Origin of the sequence: Aliiroseovarius marinus (assembly GCF_004360145.1) — a bacterium.
Taxonomy (GTDB): Bacteria; Pseudomonadota; Alphaproteobacteria; order Rhodobacterales; family Rhodobacteraceae; genus Aliiroseovarius; species Aliiroseovarius marinus.
This window is the reverse complement of record NZ_ML178713.1, coordinates 258246-276174: the sequence shown is the minus strand read 5'-3', so window position 1 is coordinate 276174 and position 17929 is coordinate 258246. Positions and strand designations below refer to the sequence as shown.

Annotated in this window: 19 protein-coding genes; 12 read left to right on the top strand and 7 right to left on the bottom strand. The window is 60.9% G+C overall.

The window, feature by feature from the left end:
• Positions 1-18 precede the first annotated feature (18 nt).
• Genes EOL43_RS04680 through EOL43_RS04660 form a run of 5 tightly spaced genes read left to right on the top strand, consistent with a single transcriptional unit; the run spans position 19 to position 5531 of the window.
• Positions 19-1167 carry an ABC transporter ATP-binding protein gene (locus EOL43_RS04680; RefSeq protein WP_133486044.1) on the top strand — a complete coding sequence of 383 codons (1149 nt, stop codon included), beginning with the start codon at positions 19-21 and terminating at the stop codon, positions 1165-1167.
• On the top strand, positions 1164-2054 hold the full coding sequence (locus EOL43_RS04675) for an ABC transporter permease subunit (RefSeq protein WP_133486042.1): 891 nt from the start codon (positions 1164-1166) through the stop codon (positions 2052-2054). The genes EOL43_RS04680 and EOL43_RS04675 overlap by 4 nt, the downstream gene beginning before the upstream one ends.
• Positions 2051-2860 (top strand): ABC transporter permease, encoded by an 810-nt coding sequence (locus EOL43_RS04670; RefSeq protein ID WP_133486040.1) that lies wholly within the window; start codon positions 2051-2053, stop codon positions 2858-2860. The genes EOL43_RS04675 and EOL43_RS04670 overlap by 4 nt, the downstream gene beginning before the upstream one ends.
• Positions 2860-4206 (top strand): glutamine synthetase family protein, encoded by a 1347-nt coding sequence (locus tag EOL43_RS04665; protein ID WP_133486038.1) that lies wholly within the window; start codon positions 2860-2862, stop codon positions 4204-4206. The genes EOL43_RS04670 and EOL43_RS04665 overlap by 1 nt, the downstream gene beginning before the upstream one ends.
• Positions 4206-5531, top strand: coding sequence for an NAD(P)/FAD-dependent oxidoreductase (locus EOL43_RS04660; protein ID WP_133486036.1), 1326 nt, complete (start codon positions 4206-4208; stop codon positions 5529-5531). The genes EOL43_RS04665 and EOL43_RS04660 overlap by 1 nt, the downstream gene beginning before the upstream one ends.
• A gap of 108 nt (positions 5532-5639) precedes the next feature.
• Here EOL43_RS04660 and EOL43_RS04655 read toward each other — a convergent pair whose 3' ends face one another.
• Together EOL43_RS04655 and EOL43_RS04650 are read right to left on the bottom strand one after the other, a co-directional pair.
• Complete coding sequence (locus EOL43_RS04655; RefSeq protein WP_133486034.1) at positions 5640-7166, bottom strand: malonate--CoA ligase; 1527 nt, start codon at positions 7164-7166, stop codon at positions 5640-5642.
• 27 nt (positions 7167-7193) lie between these two features.
• Complete coding sequence (locus EOL43_RS04650) at positions 7194-8621, bottom strand: amidase (RefSeq protein WP_133486032.1); 1428 nt, start codon at positions 8619-8621, stop codon at positions 7194-7196.
• A gap of 98 nt (positions 8622-8719) precedes the next feature.
• Here EOL43_RS04650 and EOL43_RS04645 point away from each other — a divergent pair, with 98 nt between their 5' ends.
• Complete coding sequence (locus tag EOL43_RS04645) at positions 8720-9271, top strand: flavodoxin family protein (protein ID WP_133486030.1); 552 nt, start codon at positions 8720-8722, stop codon at positions 9269-9271.
• A gap of 62 nt (positions 9272-9333) precedes the next feature.
• Here the strand turns inward: EOL43_RS04645 and EOL43_RS04640 are convergent, their stop codons facing one another.
• Together EOL43_RS04640 and EOL43_RS04635 are read right to left on the bottom strand one after the other, a co-directional pair.
• Positions 9334-9636: a DnaJ family domain-containing protein gene (locus tag EOL43_RS04640; RefSeq protein ID WP_133486028.1), complete on the bottom strand. Its 303-nt coding sequence runs from the start codon at positions 9634-9636 to the stop codon at positions 9334-9336.
• Between the two features lie 83 nt (positions 9637-9719).
• On the bottom strand, positions 9720-11279 hold the full coding sequence (locus tag EOL43_RS04635; protein ID WP_133486027.1) for a bifunctional metallophosphatase/5'-nucleotidase: 1560 nt from the start codon (positions 11277-11279) through the stop codon (positions 9720-9722).
• Positions 11280-11465: 186 nt separating this feature from the next.
• Here EOL43_RS04635 and EOL43_RS04630 point away from each other — a divergent pair, with 186 nt between their 5' ends.
• Genes EOL43_RS04630 through arsC form a run of 3 tightly spaced genes read left to right on the top strand, consistent with a single transcriptional unit; the run spans position 11466 to position 13203 of the window.
• Positions 11466-11804, top strand: coding sequence for a DUF952 domain-containing protein (locus EOL43_RS04630; RefSeq protein WP_133486025.1), 339 nt, complete (start codon positions 11466-11468; stop codon positions 11802-11804).
• Positions 11801-12865 carry a quinone-dependent dihydroorotate dehydrogenase gene (locus EOL43_RS04625; RefSeq protein WP_133486023.1) on the top strand — a complete coding sequence of 355 codons (1065 nt, stop codon included), beginning with the start codon at positions 11801-11803 and terminating at the stop codon, positions 12863-12865. Before EOL43_RS04630 ends, EOL43_RS04625 begins: the two co-directional genes overlap by 4 nt.
• A complete protein-coding gene (gene arsC / locus EOL43_RS04620; protein ID WP_133486021.1) occupies positions 12862-13203 on the top strand; it encodes an arsenate reductase (glutaredoxin) in 342 nt (113 codons plus the stop codon). The genes EOL43_RS04625 and arsC overlap by 4 nt, the downstream gene beginning before the upstream one ends.
• Before the next feature lie 4 nt (positions 13204-13207).
• Here arsC and EOL43_RS04615 read toward each other — a convergent pair whose 3' ends face one another.
• From EOL43_RS04615 to EOL43_RS04605, 3 genes are read right to left on the bottom strand one after another with little or no spacing between them, the layout of a single operon-like run.
• Positions 13208-14518, bottom strand: coding sequence for an MATE family efflux transporter (locus EOL43_RS04615; protein ID WP_240686459.1), 1311 nt, complete (start codon positions 14516-14518; stop codon positions 13208-13210).
• Complete coding sequence (locus EOL43_RS04610) at positions 14515-15030, bottom strand: PaaI family thioesterase (RefSeq protein ID WP_133486017.1); 516 nt, start codon at positions 15028-15030, stop codon at positions 14515-14517. Before EOL43_RS04610 ends, EOL43_RS04615 begins: the two co-directional genes overlap by 4 nt.
• Positions 15027-15530: a PaaI family thioesterase gene (locus EOL43_RS04605; protein ID WP_240686458.1), complete on the bottom strand. Its 504-nt coding sequence runs from the start codon at positions 15528-15530 to the stop codon at positions 15027-15029. The genes EOL43_RS04610 and EOL43_RS04605 overlap by 4 nt, the downstream gene beginning before the upstream one ends.
• A 103-nt stretch (positions 15531-15633) precedes the next feature.
• Between EOL43_RS04605 and EOL43_RS04600 the strand changes: the two genes are divergently transcribed.
• The 3 genes from EOL43_RS04600 to EOL43_RS04590 all read left to right on the top strand — a co-directional run bounded on the left by EOL43_RS04600 (position 15634) and on the right by EOL43_RS04590 (position 17914).
• Positions 15634-16758 carry a putative manganese transporter gene (locus EOL43_RS04600; protein WP_133486015.1) on the top strand — a complete coding sequence of 375 codons (1125 nt, stop codon included), beginning with the start codon at positions 15634-15636 and terminating at the stop codon, positions 16756-16758.
• Between the two features lie 131 nt (positions 16759-16889).
• Positions 16890-17258, top strand: a complete 369-nt coding sequence (locus EOL43_RS04595; RefSeq protein ID WP_133486013.1) for a MerR family transcriptional regulator — start codon at positions 16890-16892, stop codon at positions 17256-17258.
• A 266-nt stretch (positions 17259-17524) separates the two neighbouring features.
• The gene (locus tag EOL43_RS04590) at positions 17525-17914 is read left to right on the top strand and encodes a MerR family transcriptional regulator (protein ID WP_133486011.1); all 390 of its coding nucleotides are present in this window, start codon (positions 17525-17527) and stop codon (positions 17912-17914) included.
• Positions 17915-17929 lie beyond the last annotated feature (15 nt).

Sequence of the window (17929 nt, the reverse complement as noted above, 5' to 3'; positions counted from 1 at the left end):
ATTCCCCCGAGGTTCATCATGTCTGAAGCCGCACTTGCCACGGCACCCGCCGAGTTTGCCCCCTGGGAAGATGCCCAGGCCACCCCGCTGATCCGCTTTCAGAACGTCACCAAGCGCTTTGGTGACTTCACCGCGATCGACAACCTGACCATCGATATTTTCGAGAAAGAGTTCTTTGCGCTGCTGGGCCCGTCGGGGTGTGGCAAGACCACGATGATGCGGATGCTGGCCGGGTTCGAGACCCAGACCGAGGGCACCATTCTGATCGACGGTCAGGACGTGGCACCGATCCCGCCGAACAAGCGCGCGGTGAACATGATGTTCCAAAGCTATGCGCTGTTCCCGCACCTGTCGGTTGCCGAAAACATCGCCTTTGGCCTGAAGCGTGACAAGCTTCCGAAGGATCAGGTCGCAGCCCGCGTGGACGAAATGCTGAACCTCGTGCAGCTGGACAAATTCGCCAGCCGCAAACCGCACCAGATCTCGGGCGGGCAGCGACAGCGTGTGGCGCTGGCACGGTCCTTGGCGAAAGCGCCGAAGCTTCTGCTTCTCGACGAGCCGCTGGGCGCGTTGGACAAGAAGCTGCGCCAGGACACGCAGTTCGAGCTGATGGACATTCAGGAAAAAACCGGCACCACCTTCGTGATCGTGACCCACGATCAGGAAGAAGCCATGACCGTGGCCAGCCGCATCGCGGTGATGGATCACGGCAAGATCATTCAGGTCGACACACCTGCGAAAATCTATGAAGAGCCTGGATCGGTCTATGTGGCCGACTTTATCGGCGACGTGAACCTGATCGAAGGCACTGTCACCACATCCGGCGATGATCACGCGACGATCAGCTGGGCCGAAGGCCAGCAGGATCTGATTGGCATCGCCCATGACGAAATTCCCGCAGGCACCCGCGCCACGCTGGCGATCCGCCCCGAGAAGGTGAACATCGCGACCGAGCGCCCTGCCGACATGACCAATATCATTCATGGCAAGGTGATGGACATCGCCTATCTGGGCAACATGTCTACCTATGTGATCGAGACCCCCACGGGCCAGCACATCAAGGCACAGGCCGCCAATACGCGCCGCATTCGCCGCCGTGCGATCACATGGGATCAGGATGTCTGGCTGTCCTTCACCGACACCGCGGGCGTGGTGCTAACGTCATGAAGCGCTTTGGCCTGATCTCTGTCCCCTATCTGTGGCTTCTGGCCCTGTTTCTGGTGCCGTTCCTGATCGTGCTGAAAATCAGCCTGTCTGACACGGCGCTGGCCATTCCGCCCTACACCCCCACGCTGGACATGTCCGAAGGCTGGGCCGGTTTCAAAGAGTGGCTGTCCGGGCTGGACATCGAAAACTTCACGTGGCTCACGACGGACGACCTGTATTGGAAAGCCTATCTGTCCAGCCTGAAGATCGCGACGTTCTCGACCATCCTAGCGCTGTTGGTGGGTTTCCCCATCGCCTATGGCATGAGCCGCGCACCGGATGAATGGCGTCCGACCCTGATGATGCTGATCATCCTGCCATTCTGGACCTCGTTCCTGATCCGCGTCTATGCGTGGAAAGCGATCCTCAGCCAGGAAGGCTTCCTGAACCAATTGCTCTTGAACATTGGTCTGATCAGCGAGCCGCTGACCATTCTGAACACCAACACCGCCGTCTATATCGGCATCGTCTATACCTATCTGCCCTTCATGGTGCTGCCGATTTATTCGGCGCTGGAACGCCTGGACGAAAGCCTGCTGGAAGCAGCAGAAGACCTTGGCTGCTCGCGCCTGAGCGCGTTCTGGCTGGTCACACTTCCCTTGGCCAAACAAGGCATCATCGCGGGCAGCTTCCTTGTCTTCATCCCTGCCATGGGCGAGTTCGTGATCCCCGAACTTCTGGGTGGCTCGAAAACGTTGATGATCGGTAAGGTGTTGTGGGAAGAGTTCTTCTCGAACCGCGACTGGCCTGTCGCCTCTGCGGTGGCTGTCGTGCTGCTGTTGATCCTGATCGTCCCGATCGTTCTGTTCCAAAAGAACGAAGAAAAACAAAGGGAGGCCGGCAAATGAGACGTCTGTCTTGGTTCAACACAGTATCGCTGACCCTTGGGTTTGCCTTCCTCTATATCCCGATGATCATCCTGATCATCTATTCGTTCAACGGCGGTAAACTGGTCACCGTCTGGTCGGGCTTCTCGACCAAATGGTATGGCGAGCTGTTCCGGAACGAAGCCTTTCTTGATGCGGCATGGGTCACGTTGAAAGTGGCGGTGATGTCCTCGACCGTGGCGACCGTGCTGGGCACCATGGCGGCCTATGTCATGGTTCGCGCGGGCCGCTTCCACGGGCGCACCCTGTTTTCCGGCATGATCTATGCACCGCTGGTGATGCCCGAAGTGATCACCGGCCTGTCGCTGCTGCTTCTGTTCATCGCCATCGGCCTTGACCGCGGCGTGCTGACCATCGTCTTGGCACACACGACGTTTTCGATGTGTTACGTCTCGGTCGTGGTGTCGTCGCGTCTTGTGACTTTCGATCAGTCGTTGGAAGAGGCCGCGTTGGATCTTGGCTGCACGGGGTTCGAGGCTTTCCGCCTTGTCACCCTGCCGATCATCGCACCTGCCGTGATCTCGGGCTGGCTGTTGGCCTTTACGCTGTCGCTGGATGACCTTGTGATCGCCAGCTTCACCTCTGGCCCAAGCTCGACCACCCTGCCGATCAAGATCTTCTCGGCGGTTCGTCTGGGCGTCAGCCCCGAGATCAACGCACTGTCCACAATCATGATTTCCCTTGTGGCGATCGGTGTGATTGCGGCATCCCTAACCTCAAAACGCGCCATCGCGAAACGCGCGAAGGACGAACAAGAGGCCATCTGATGAGCGATTTTCTGGAAGAATACGCAACCTATTGCAAAACCCATGGGCGTCCCGACCGGGTCGAGCTGATGCTGTGCGACGCCAATGCGGTTCTGCGTGGCAAATGGCTGCCCGGTGACGACGAAAAGAAACTGACCGAGGGCGGCGTGCGCCTGCCCCTGTCGACCTATGCCCCCAACATCATGGGCGAAGAGGTCGAGGCCACCGGTCTGGGCATCGTGGTCGGAGACCCAGATGGGCGCATCGTGCCGGTCCCGGGGTCTCTGAAACCCGTGCCGTGGGCCAAGGGCAACGTGGCACAAGTGCAGGTCGAGATGATTGACCCGGATACCGGTGAGATCTCGGATCTCTCCTCGCGCCAGCAGCTGGCACGTATGGTGGACAAGCTGCACGCGGCGGGTCTGCACCCGGTTCTGGCGACCGAGCTGGAATTCTACCTGTTCAAGCCTCGCGCCGATCAGGATGCGGCCCCGACCCCGCCCGATCGCAGCCCCGATGCGCAGAACTATGACCTCGAGGTGCTAGAGCGCACGCAGGACATTCTGGATGACATCCTAAAGGCCTCGGATCTGCAGGGGCTGGCCACGGACACGCTGATCGCCGAATACGGCCCCGGCCAGTTCGAGATCAACTTCCACCACACGGATGACGTGATGTGGGCGGCAGACACGGCGCTGCTGTTCAAACGGCTCGTCCGTGGCGTTGCCCGGTCGCATGGGATGGAGGCCACCTTCATGGCCAAGCCCTATGCCGACTTCCCGGGGAACGGCATGCATGTCCACGCCTCGGTCGTGGATCGCGACGGCAAGAACGTGTTTGACGACGGCACGGATGGTCCATCTGAGGCGCTGAAACATGCGGTCGGTGGAACGCTGGACACGATGCGGGATCTGCAGGCCATTTTCGCCCCGCACCTGAACTCCTACCGCCGCTTCAAACCGATGAGCTTCGCGCCCTCGGCCCCCGATTGGGGCTTTGACAACCGCGCCGCCGGTGTGCGTCTGCCCGAAACCAAAGGCCCAGCTGCCCGCCTGGAGCACCGTATCGCTGGCGCTGACGTAAATCCCTATCTGGCGATCACCGCGATCCTTGGCGGCATGCTGCACGGGCTGAACACCAAGCCCGCCCTGCCCCTGCCGCTGGATGACGCGGGTGCAAAGCCAGCCGTGCGACTGTCCGCAGACTGGTTCCAAACGGTCGAGCGGTTTGCCACCTCGGACGTGGCCGTCGAGATCTTCGGCCAGCGCTATGTTGATGTCTATGCCGCTATGCGCCGGGACGAGATCGCACAACTGACCCACGAAATCACCCATATCGAGTATCGGACCTATCTGGGACGGCTGTGATGCCGCGCCGCATTTACGAGGACTACGCCTATTCCGACGCCGCCCGCGCAGAATGCATTTGGCCGCGTCCAGAAGGGGATTGGCCTGCACTTCAAGGCGATCACAAGGTCGAAGTCGCTGTGGTCGGCGGCGGATTCACCGGACTATCCGCGGCCCTTCACCTTGCCGAAGCCGGAGCCGAGGTGCTGGTTCTGGACGCCAAAGCCCCCGGCTGGGGCGCGTCCGGTCGCAATGGCGGCTTCTGCACCATCGGCGGTGACAAACTGGGGCTGAGCGGCATCCGTAAGCGCTTTGGCGATGATGCAACGCGCGCTTATTTCTCTGCCCAGAAAGCCGCGGTCGAGCTGGTTGCCGACCTGCTTGAACGCCACAAGATCGACGCCGACACCCACTCGGACGGCGAGCTTGTCCTCGCCCATACCCCCCGTGCGTTGGGGGATCTACGCGCCGAGCAAGCCGAATGGGCCGAACTGGGCCACCCCGCCGAACTGATCCCGGCAGGCGACCTAAAATCCCGCGGCATGAACGGCGCGTTTCACGGCGGGCTGATCCTACCTTTGGGCTTCGCGCTCAACCCCGGGCGTTATATCAGCGGCTTGGCGCGCGCCGCTGAAAAGGCCGGGGCCACCCTATCGGCCCACAGCCCGGTCACCCAAATCGAGCAAACGGGCACCCACCACGTCCTGACAACGCCGACAGCCCAGATCACCGCGAAAAAGCTGATCATCGCCACCAACGGCTATTCCTCTGACGGTATTCCAGACTGGCTGACCGGACGCTATCTGCCTGTGCAATCCAACATCCTTGTGACCCGCAAACTGTCCCAAGACGAGATCGCCGCACAGGGCTGGAGCACCGACCTGATGGCCTATGACAGCCGCAACCTGCTGCACTATTTCCGGCTACTCCCTGACGGACGGTTCCTGTTCGGCGCGCGGGGCAATGTCGGCGCCAGCGCCGAGGGCCAAGCTGCGATGCGCGCGCGGATGAAACAGCACCTCGCCGCCATGTTCCCGGCGTGGCGCGACATCGAAACCCCGCATTTCTGGTCAGGCCTCATCAGCCTCTCGCAAGACCTGCTGCCCTATGCCGGACCGGTCGGAGACAGCACCACCGCTTGGGCCGGCCTGAACTTCCACGGCAACGGTGTCGCCATGGGCACGTGGACCGGTGCACGACTCGCTGACATGGCGCTTGGCCGCATTACAAAGCTGCCCGTCCACACACGTCCCCTGCCCCGCTTCCCGTTCCCAGCAATTAGACGTAACTACCTTCACGCCGCCTTCGTGGGCTACCGCATGAAAGACGGCCCACCTCCACGTTGACCCTCTCATTTTCTTGCCAAAAATATCCCGGGGGAGCATGAATTTCCGCAGGAAAATCATGCGGGGGCAGAGCCCCTGACAGGCTCACGAAGTGAGCCACCGAACGCCTTACCCCTTCAACAGACCCGCATAAGTGTCGCGCATCACGTTCTTCTGCACCTTGCCCATCGTGTTGCGCGGCAGCTCATCCACCACAACCACCCGCTTGGGCTGCTTGAACTTGGCAAGGCTCTCGGCCACGCCCGCTTTCACCGAGGTTTCATCCAGCGCGGCACCCTCCTGTGCCACCACGACGGCCACCACACCCTCACCAAAATCCTCGTGCGGGACGCCGATGACAGCACTTTCCAACACGCCCGGAAGCTCGTCAATCACGCCCTCGATCTCTTTCGGATAGACATTGAACCCGCCGGTGATGATCAGATCCTTGCCGCGCCCGACGATGGTAACATAGCCATCCGGGTCGATCATCGCCAAGTCACCGGTGATGAACCAGCCGTCTTCGCGCAGCTCTTCGGCGGTCTTCTCCGGCATCTGCCAATAGCCCGCAAAGACGTTGTCGCCGCGCACTTCCAGCACGCCGATCTCGCCATCAGGCAGCACCTCGCCCGAGGTCGGATCACACACTTTCACCTCGACCCCCGGCAGCGGGAAGCCGACCGTGCCCGCGCGACGCTCGCCGTCATAAGGGTTTGACGTGTTCATGTTGGTTTCGGTCATGCCATAGCGCTCTAGGATCGCATGTCCCGTCACCTCGCGCCAACGGTCGTGCGTCTCGGCCAGCAACGGCGCAGACCCGGACACGAACAGGCGCATCCCCTTGGATGCCTCGGCCAGACGGTCGTCTTTCAACAGGCGCGTATAGAAGGTCGGCACGCCCATCAGCGCGGTGGCGTTCGGCATGGCCTCGATAATGGCGTTGGCGTCGAAGCCCGGCAGGAACACCGCCGTCCCGCCCGCCATCAGCGTCACATTGGTCGCCACGAACAGCCCGTGGGTATGGAAAATCGGCAGCGCGTGGATCAGCACGTCTTTGTCCGTGAAACGCCAGTAATCCCGCAGGGTTTCGCTGTTCGAAGCCAGCGCGCGATGGGTCAGCATCGCGCCTTTCGAGCGCCCCGTGGTACCCGAGGTATAGAGGATCGCCGCAAGGTCCAGCGCCTCGCGCGCCACGGCTTCAAATCCCGGCTCTTGTGCGTCACGGGCGGGGATCAACGTCCCGACCTCGCCCGCACCAAGCGTCAGCACATGCGCCACTTGCGCATCCCCTGCCACTTGCGTCAAAGCCTCCAACTTGCCCGGCTCACAGACAAACACGCGCGGGGCGGCATCGCCCAGGAAATAGGCGACCTCGTCCGGCGTGTAGGCCGTGTTCAATGGCAGGAACACACCGCCCGCCAGCACCGTGCCCACGTAAAGCTCCAACATCGCGGGTTCCTTCGGAGCCTGCACCGCCACTCGATCCCCCGGCGCGACGCCCAGCACCACCAGCGCCGCCGCCATGCGCTCGGCATTGGCCCAGAAGTCGCCATAGGTGGTCACTTTGCCCGTGCGTCCATCCGTCAGGAAGGTCGCGTCGTGGCGCCCGTCCGAGGCGCGCGAGATGGCGTGGGCAAGGTGGTTCTGGTCGTACATGTGGGCTCTCCTAAACTTAGCTTGGGCTTAGCTTTTGGGTGTGACCGGGTCAATCGGACCAAGGGGCCCACCCATCGCCATTTCAACGGCGCGGGCTGCGGCCAGCAGCTTCGCTTCGCCGCGCGGGGGGCCGATCAGCTGAAGCCCCACCGGCATTCCGTCGTCCGACAGCCCCACTGGAACCGAGATCGCTGGCATTCCGGCGACGGTCGCAAGGAATGTGAACCGCAGCCAATCCATATAGCCGGTCAAGGTTTGCCCGCCGACTTCGCTGACCCATTCCTCGGTCTGGACATGGGGCATGTTGCCGACCACCGGGCAGGCAAGCACGTCATAGCGCTCCAAGAACGCCCGCATGTTGTCATAGATGAGCGAGCGGGACAGCTGCGCGTTGGCAATGTCCTCGGCGGTCAAGGACAGGCCGAAGGACAGGTTCTCGGCCAAGGTCGGCTTGAAATGTTGCGTCAGGCTCTTTGGGGCCTTGATGAAGTTCGCCGCCCACATGCCGCCGCGGATGACATGATAGGTGCGTTCCAGATCGGTCAGGTCGGGGCAGGCTTCGTCGACCGTGGCGCCCGCCCCTTCGATCGCCGTCATGGCGCGGGCCAGATAGCGGGCCATATCCGCGTCGACCGGGGCATATCCCCCTAGGTCTGGCGCAAAGCCGATGCGCAGCTTGGTGTCGGCGCGTTTGACCGCCTCTTGATAGGGCGTGTCCGGCGCGGGGAATGACAGCGGCGCGCGTGGCTCAAACCCGGCCATCGCGTCCAGAAACAGCGCGCAATCCGTGACCGACCGCGCCATGGGTCCCTGCACGCCTTCGCCGATGAACCCGGTGACAGAGGCCGACGCGCAAAGCCCCATGCTGGGACGCAGGCCCACAATTCCGCAATAGGCCGCAGGGGTACGCAGGCTTCCACCATGGTCCGACCCATGGCTCAACCACAGCGATCCCGTGGCCAGCGACACTGCTGCCCCCCCCGACGAGCCGCCCGCGTTCATCCGGGTATTCCACGGGTTCAAGGTCGCTCCGAACACATCGTTAAACGTGTTGGCACCGGCCCCGAACTCGGGCGTATTGGTTTTACCCATGACCACACCGCCGCGCGCCTCAAGCCGCGTGACGATCGGATCGCTTTCTTTCGGGATATTGTCGGCCAGCGCCTTGGTCCCGAAGGTTGTGCGCACGCCCGCCACGGGGGTCAGGTCCTTGATGCCGATGGGCAGACCCGCCAACCATCCCGGATGATCCGCATCGCCCTGCAACGTCGTTGCCGCTTCCCGCGCCCGGTCTGCGCAGACCACAGGCACCGCGTTCACGGCTGGCTCCACCTGCGCCAAACGCGCTTCGGACGCAGCGATCAGGTCCTCCGATGACAGTTCGCCCTTGCGCAGAAGGGCCACGACCTCATGCGCTTCCAGTTTGCAAATTTCGGGTCCTGTGAATGTGGTCATGTGATACTCCTCCGCCGGATCAGATGACCACAGGCAAGGCGCTGAGGAAAGACATGATTTCGCTTGGACTACCCGCCGTTTCGCCGCAGAGTGGCGGCATGACGACGACCAGTATTTGCATCCCCTATTTTTCCGGCTTCGGCCATACAAAGCGCATCGCCGAAACCATCGCCGAGGCCATTGGTGATGCGGCCAAGCTGCTAGACGTGGAGACGCTGACCGATGCGGATTGGCAGGCGCTGGATCAGGCCGACGCGATCATCTTCGGCGCGCCCACCTATATGGGATCGGCCGCCGCACGGTTCAGCCTGTTTCTGGAACAAATCGATATACGATGGGAACACAGCCTGTGGCGTGACAAGATCGCGGCGGGCTTTACCACTGCCATCCACCCGTCCGGAGACAAGCTGGCCGCGCTACAACGCCTGTCGATTTTTGCAGCGCAAATGGGAATGATCTGGGTCGGGCCCACGGATATCGGCGCGCCTGTGAAGCCTGATCGCGCCGGCCTGAACAGGGACGGCAGCTGGCTGGGCCTGATGGTGACGGAACAACTGGGCGCTGACGAAGACCTGCTGCCCGAGGATCTGGACACCGCGCGTCGCTTCGGCCTGCGCGTCCTCGCCGCCACCGAACGCTGGGCCCGATAGACCTCTTTTTCTTGTCACAAGTATCCGGGGGTGAATGCGCGCAGCGCAGAGGGGCAAAGCCCCTATCTTCCCTTTCGGGCCAGCTCGATCCGTGCTTCCATCATCGACATCTCTTTCATGATGTCCCGCCTGCGGGTGCGGTCCCCTGTCTCGGCCAGTTCGTCCCGCAGCTTGCGCAGCTCGCGCGACAGGCTGACGAATTCTGGCACCGCACCGTTTTCACGGATCAAACGGTTGATCAACGCGTTTTCGGGATCGTCATCCTTGGGCAGCGGCTTGCCCGCGCCTTCCAGATTGTCGAAATCCCCCGCCTCTTCCGCGGCGCGGATCTTTTGATTGATAAGGTCAATGAGCGGGTGGTCCATACGCCCAGCATACGCCGCACCCCGCCAACAAAAAAGCCCCCGCAGATCGCATCCGCGGGGGCCTTGGTCAGGTCAGAGAGACCTTATTTCTGGGTGATGCGCCCATCCAGCATCGGCTTCACAGGGCCCATCTTGGCCATGTACTCGGCAGTGACATCCGCCAGATCGGGGCCATAGTCATAGGCGTTCTGGGCATCGCGGAACATTTTGTAGCCGTCACCGCCATTGCGCACATAGTTGTTGGACACGACGCCATAGACCTTCGTCGGGTCAATCGGCGCGCCGCCCACCATCACGTCGGAAATCCGGCTGCCCGGCTCTTTCGACAGGTCAAACGCATAGGTCATGCCCGCCACCTGCGGGAAGCGGCCAGCGCCTTCCTCGTGCTGGCTGACGCCGTTCTCAAGCGCTGCGATGATGGTTTCGCCCGACACCTGGAAGGTCGACAGGGTATTTTGGAACGGCAGCACGGTCAGCACTTCGCCCATGGTGATTTCACCATCACCGATCGAGGCACGGATGCCGCCACCGTTCTGGATGGCGACCTCGATCCCCTGGCCTTTCACACGATCCAGCATAGCGTCCGCGATGATGTTGCCCATGGCGCATTCCATCGCCCGGCACGAGGTCCGCTCGCCGTCAATCGCCTCGGTGGCAGTTGCTACGACGCGAGTCTTCATCTCTTCGATTGGACCTGCCAGTTCGGCAACGCGGGCGACGATCTCTGGATCTTCCGCAACCGAGGCATCCAACAGGATGGTGTCGCCAGTGGCCGAGGTCACGTTGCCAGCGTCATCAAAGGTCAAGACCAAGTGGCCTACATATTTCGAGTACGCATAGGCCTGCACGACCGGTACGTTGCCCACCATCGTCGGATAGGCCATCGCGCCTTCTTCCGTGTTCGAGAACTTGGTGTGCGAGTGGCCGCCGATGACAGCATCCAGACCGGCTACGGCTTCGGCAATCGCCATGTCTTTCTTCACACCCACGTGGTTCAGCGCGATGATCTTGTTCACGCCTTCCGCTTCCAACGCGGCCACGTCAGCTTTCAGGCTGTCGATCTCATCTTGGAAGATCACTGCCTCGCCGGGGCTAGACGTTTCCGCCGTATCCGTCGCCAGAGCCGAGATGATGCCGATCTTCTGGCCGCCTACATCCAGCACGACATGGTTGCCCACTTTGCCCGCCAGAATGTTCGATTGGGATACATCCAAGTTGCCCGAGATCACCGGGAAGGACACGCCGTCGAGCAGCTTCAACAGGCCTTCGGGGCCGTCATCGAATTCGTGGTTGCCGATCGCCATCGCATCGAAGCCGATCTTTTCCATCATCTCGATTTCCACATCGCCCTTATAGGTCGTGTACATCAAGGAACCCTGATATTGGTCACCTGCATCCAGAACCAGCAGGTTCTGGCCGTCCAGTTCTTTGCGCAATTCAGCAATCTTGGTGGCCACACGGGCATACCCACCAAAGCATTTACCTTCGGCATTGTCTTCTGCACCACAGGTCGAGTCGTATTTGTTGATTGGCTCGACGCGGCTGTGCAGGTCGTTGATGTGCACAATATTCAGCGTGTAATCCGCCATCGCGGTGCCGGTGGTCAGCGCAAGCGCCGCCGCCGTGGTCAAAAATCTGGTCATGAGTAAATCTCCCAATTTGTCTTGTTGTTTTGACAAGAGCGTGGCGTGAGTCGGGGCGGCTTGTCAAAACACTCGCGTTTAGGTGGCAAGCTGACGTAACAAGAAGATGACGTGCCGACCCGCGATAAACGCAGCAATTTGCCAACTCCGCTTGACGCATAGACCCCAACGCGGCACATGAGAGCCATGCAGATTTACAAGATACTTCAGGCTGCTGAATGGCAAGCCTTCAAGATGGCCGGAAAGACCACTGGCGCTCCGATTGATGTGCATGACGGGTTCATCCATTTCTCGACCGCCGCACAGGTGCGCGAAACCGCCGCCAAGCACTTCGCTGAAGACGAAGGACTGGTTCTGGTCGCGTTCGAGGCCGACGCGATGGGCGCGTTGCTGAAATGGGAGCCCTCGCGCGGGGGCGCCTTGTTCCCGCATCTCTATCGCGAACTCATGCTGTCCGAAGTCCTATGGAACTGCGACCTTCCGCTTGGCCCGGATGGCCATGAATTCCCCGAGGATTTGGCATGAACGTGATCGAGAAACTGGCGCTGAAGGCGCTGCACAAGGTGGACCCCGAACGCTCGCATACGCTGGCGTTGATGGCGATGAAAGCGGGCGTGGTGCCGATGCCGGGGATTGTGACCTCGGACCGGTTGAAGACCACCTTCTGCGGGATGGAGATGACCAACCCCGTCGGTCTGGCTGCGGGTTATGATAAGAACGCCACCGTTGTGGATGCGCTGACGCAAGCGGGTTTTGGCTTTGTGGAAGTGGGTGCTGTCACCCCGCGTCCGCAACCCGGCAACCCCAAGCCGCGTCTGTTTCGCCTGACCGAAGATCAAGCCGTCATCAACCGCTTCGGCTTCAACAACGAAGGGATGGAGGCAGCCGCCGCCCGCCTGACCCGCCGTTCGCGCCGTCGCCCGGTGCCAGTGGGTCTGAACCTTGGCGCCAACAAGGACAGCGACGACCGGGCTGCGGACTATGTGAAAGTGTTCAATTGCTGCGGGCCGTTCGTGGATTTCGTAACGGTCAATGTGAGCTCGCCCAACACCGAAAAGCTGCGCGATCTGCAGGGTGCCGATGCGCTGCGTGGGTTGCTGCAGGGCGTACTGGATGCGCGCAAGGATCACGACAAATACACGCCGATTTTCCTGAAGATCGCGCCAGATTTAACGGATGCAGAGCTGGCCGAAGTGGCCGGTGTCGCGCAGGAGGTGAATGTTGACGCGGTGATCGCCACCAACACCACTTTGTCGCGCGAAGGTTTGAAAAGTGTACATAAGGACGAAGCAGGAGGTCTGTCTGGCCCGCCTTTGTTCGAAAAGTCCACGCGTGTGTTGGCGCGTTTGTCCCAGCTGACCGATGGGCAAATGCCGTTGATCGGAGTTGGCGGCATCGCCTCGGCCGAGGATGCGTATCAGAAGATCCTTGCGGGCGCGTCGGTGGTGCAGCTTTATTCCTCGCTGGCGTATAAAGGCATCAGCCTTGTGGAAGAGATCGCACGCGGGATTGATGAGCGGTTGCAACGTGACGGGTTTGCCTGCGTTGCCGATGCCGTTGGAACCGGACGCGAGGCCTGGCTATGACCGAGATTTGGCACAACCCCCGCTGCTCGAAATCGCGCCAGACGTTGGCATTGGTGGAAGAGCGCGGCGAAGACGTCACCGTGCGCCGGTATCTGGATGATGCGCCGAGTGAGGCCGAACTGCGGGCCGTTCTGACCGCATTGGACGCTGCGCCGATCGACATCATGCGCAAGGGCGAGAAGGTCTTTAAGGAGCTTGGTCTATCTGCGGACACGCCCGAAGACGAGCTGATCGCCGCGATGCTGGCCAATCCGATCCTGATCGAACGCCCCATTGTGCTGAAAGACGGCAAAGCACGGATCGGACGTCCGCCGGAAAGCGTGCTCGAGATCCTCTGAGGCGTTACGCTGCAGACCGTTCCAGCGCCGGATAGCGCAGGGCCAAACTCGCCCCGCGTGCCACGAATGAAATCAACAGCGCCGCCCACAGACCGTGATTGCCCAGACTTGGCATCAGGGCATAGACGGCTGCGAAATAAATCGTCGCAGACAGGATCATCATATTGCGCATGTCGGCGGTTCGCGTGGCGCCGATGAAGATGCCGTCCAGCATCCACGCAGGCCAGCCCAGAAGCGGGGCGAGCACCATATAGGGCAGAAAATCCCGCGCGACCTGACGCACATCCTGCGCTGTGGTCATTACGTCGATGCCCCAGCCCCCAACCACGACGAAGCTCAGCCCCAAGGCGCAGGAAATCCCTGCGCCCCACAGGCTGGTCAAGACGGATGCGCGCCTGACGCCGAAACGGTCACGCGCGCCCAGCGCTTGGCCCACGAAGGCCTCGGCGCCGAAGGCGAACCCGTCCATTGCGTAGGCCGTCACGTGCAGGAACTGCATCAGCACCTGATTGGCAGCGAGTTCCGTGTCCGACAGGCCCGAGCCATAGAAGGTGAAGCTGGTGAAGATCGCCATGATGAACAGCGAGCGCAGCAGGATGTCACTGTTCACCACGGCCATGTTTTTCAAGGTCGGCCCGTCGAGCACCCGTGCGCGGTCGCGCCATGCGGGGTTGCGGAAGATGTCGCGGCACAGCCATAGGCCCAGTGCCGCGCCCGAGAACTCCGCCAAAAGGGTGGCAATCGCAACGCCCTCGACCCCCAAGTCCAGCCCAAGCACGAACCACAAGTCCAGCCCGATATTCACACCGTTCATCACGACCTGCAAAACCAGAACAGACCGCGCGCGCTCTAGCGCGATCAGCCAGCCCGTGAAGGCATAGACCGAGATCGCAAAAGGCGCGCCCCAAATGCGGATAGCGAGGTAGTCGCGCGCCAGCGTCTCGACCTCGTCCGAGGCTGGGGCCACCTGAAACGCCGCCCAGAACAACGGGCCTTGCAGAGCGATCAAGGCAACTCCTGCGGCGACCGCGATCATAAGGGCGCGGGTCAGCATCGCGGCAACCTCGCCCGCGCGTCCTGCTCCGTGCGCTTGCGCGGTCAAGCCCGTTGTGCCCATCCGCAGGAAGCCGAAGACCCAGAAGAATGTGGACAGGATCACTGCACCCAGACCGACTGCGCCGATGGGTACGGCATCGCCCAACTGGCCGATCACACCGGTATCCACCAGCCCAAGAATGGGCACAGTCACGTTGGACAGGACAATCGGCCCCGCCACCGCCAAAACGCGCCGATGGGTCAGCGCGGAACCGTTCACGAGCCGGGCATCAGGAAGTGGCCGGTCGCCTGCGCGTAAAGCTTCTCGCGACGGTCTTGCCATGCTTCCACATGCACCGACGCATAGCGCCGCCCCTGCCGCACGACCCGCGCACGCGCATAGGCGTCACGCGGCAGGCCCGAGCGCAGATAGTCGATCGAGAAATCAATCGTCTTGGGCAAATAGGGCATGTTGTCCGGGCCAAGCGTCGAGGGGTCCAACACGCCGCTTTCCATGTCCTCCCACAGGGTTGACCAACTTAGCTGGATCACCGCAGCCGTTTCCAGAAACGCAGCCGTCACGCCACCATGGATCGCAGGCAGCATCGGGTTACCGATCAGCTTCTCGTCGAACGGCAAGATGGCGGTCAACTCGTCCCCGTGACGTTCGACACTAATTCCAAGGAACTGCACATAAGGCACGCCATCGACCAACCCAGACAGGGCCGCGTCACGGCGTTGTTTTACAACCTCGACCGGCTCGGGGCGTTTGTGGTTCGGGGGCAAGCTCATACGGCACCTCCTTCGCTGACATCATCAGTGATGTCATTGGAAATCTCGGTCGAGCGACGTTTGGGGTCGCCATCGGCGGTAAACGCGCCGGAGGCAGTTGCAACAGGACGATCCTCGTCTTCGTCCAATGCCACCGCGCTTACAAACGCGACCGAACGCGTAACGTGATAGCAGGTCGCCTTGGCGGTGATCCTCTGACCCGGTGTTGCGGGGCGCATATAATCGATGCGCAGATCAATCGTCGCGGTAATCGCGGGCGCCTTGGGGTGGCTCATCACGGCCGAACCGCAGCACGTATCCAACAGCGCCGATACCGCGCCCCCGTGAATCACGCCTGTCCGCGGATCCCCGATCAGCTTTTCATCATAGGGCATGGACATGATCGCTTCGCCGTCTTCCAGCTTTTCCAGCACCATCCCAAGCGCCTTGCAATGCGGAATCGCCTCGGTGAATTTCCGCGCCAGTTCGGCCTTCTGTTCGGCCGTCATGCCTTTCATCATGGCAAATATCCTTGTGCTTTCATGTCTTTTATTGGCCCTTGCAATTCACGCGTCCAGCCCCTAGTTTCGCAATTAAGAATTATTCTCAATTAAAAGTGCCGACATGACCGACGCCACAACCATTGCCACGCCTTTCGGAGTGCGACGCCCCAAACGCCTTTTGGTGTTGGCCATTATGGCCGCACTGGCCATGGCGCCTGGGCACCTTGGGGAACTGACCCGCGAGTTGATGACGGACGCCTATGTTCAGGTCTCGGTCTTTGTTGCCGCTACGTTACTTTTGTTCTACGGCGCCGAGCGGCTGTTCAAATTCGACATCGGCGAGGTTCTGTCGAACGCAAAAGGCGCGCAAGTGCCGCTGGCTGCGATGCTTGGCGCGACACCCGGCTGCGGTGGTGCTGTGGTCGTAGTTGCTGCCTACAGTTCCGGCCATGTGGGCTTCGGCGCGGTGGTTGCCGCTCTGACCGCCACCATGGGCGATGCCGCGTTCCTGCTTTTGGCGACCCGCCCCGACGCAGCCGCCATCGTGCTGCCCCTGTCGCTGGCCATCGGCGTCTTGTCGGGCTGGATCGTGGATCGCTTCCATTCGGTCGAATATCGCGAAACGACGTTGGCCAGTTGCGAGATTGCGCCGCTGATCGGCAAAACTCGTCCTCAGGATGTGATCTATCTGCTTCTGGCCATACCTGGCTTCTATGTTGGCGCGTCACAACTGGCGCAGATCGACATCAGTCATGTATTCGGCCTGCCCGTCATGTGGATCGCGCTTGTGGGCACCTTCCTTGGCCTGACCATCTGGGCGACCTCGAAAGTGTCTGCCATGACTAACGCCAAGGATAGCCCCCTGACACGCATGGCGGAAGAAACCAGCTTTATCTCGGTCTGGGTGATCGGTGCCTATCTGGCCTATGACTATGTGGCCGAGTTCGGCGGGATGGATCTGGAGCTGCTGTTCCAATCAATCGGCCCGTTGCTGCCCCTGATGGGCGTGCTGGTTGGCTTGATCCCCGGCTGTGGCCCGCAGGTTCTGGTGACAACACTGTATTTGAACGGCATCATCCCGTTCGCCGCTCTGATGGGCAACGCCGTGTCAAATGATGGCGACGCGCTGTTCCCGGCGATTGCGCTGAACCCGAAGGCCGCGATCTATGCGACGCTCTATTCGACGATCCCCGCGATGATCATCGCCTATGCGTTCTATATCTTCGCACCGGGCTTTATGAACTGACGCCTTTTGGGGCCGGACACTGGCCCCACCTGTCCCCGCGCGAAATTGCCCGTCAACCGCGTGGTTCTACTGAATTGCACCCCTTCGCTCAGTCCTTTACGGTGGAACGACGTGAAGCCGAGGGGAGCGCTATGTCTGACGACCGCCTGACATTTAAAGAAATGTGCGCAAAGTTCGATGTTACCCCGCGCACCCTGCGCTATTACGAGTATATCGAGCTTCTGAGCCCCGAAAAGGAAGGCCGGTCGCGCTTTTACACTCCGCGCGAAGTGGCCCGGATGACTCTGATTCTGCGCGGACGCCGTTTCGGGTTTTCGCTGGAAGAACTGCGCCAGTGGCTTTTGATCTACGATGAAAAAGGTACCGACGCTCAGAACCGCGCGTGGGTCGAGCTGGCGGATCGTCAGTTGTCTGCGCTGCGCGCACAGTATGAAGAGCTGGCAGACAGTATCACCGACCTTCAGAAGCTGCGCGATGACGTGGCCGACGGACTGGGCTGAGCTTTGAGCGGCGATTCGAAGGCCCAGATCAGGCCTTCACTGCCCTAAGGTCACCTTCGGCTCCAAATCTCTGAAAAAAACATTTGCCCCTAGGGAAACTGATTTTCGGTTGAAAATCAGCCCTTTGTCGATCCCCAGTAAAATCAGGCTTTACGCCACGACAAGAAAAGACGCGACGTCACGTTACATTTACGTAAACGTCAACATATATTGTAAACGGAACTGGTCAGATCAGTGGCCAGTGTCGGAAAAGTATGGAGTATCGAATGACCGACGATCTTATGACCATCCGCCAGATGTGCGATGCGTTCGACGTCACCGCACGGACGCTGCGGTTTTACGAGGCTAAAGAACTGCTTTCCCCGATCCGGGAAGGCCAGAAGCGCCTGTTCACCAAACGTGACCGTGCGCGCCTGAAACTGATCCTGCGCGGCAAGCGCTTTGGCTTTGCACTGGAAGAGATCCGCCAACTTCTGGATCTGTATGACATGGGCGATCAGCAACAAACGCAGCTGACTCGTACCGTGGAAGTGGCCAAAGGGCATCTCGAGGACCTCAAGCGCCAGCGCGAGGAACTGGACGAAGCCATCAACGATCTGACCGAACAACTGGAATGGGGCCAAGCGAAAATCGCCTCGTTCGACGACAACAGCTGACCGGAAAAGGACGCC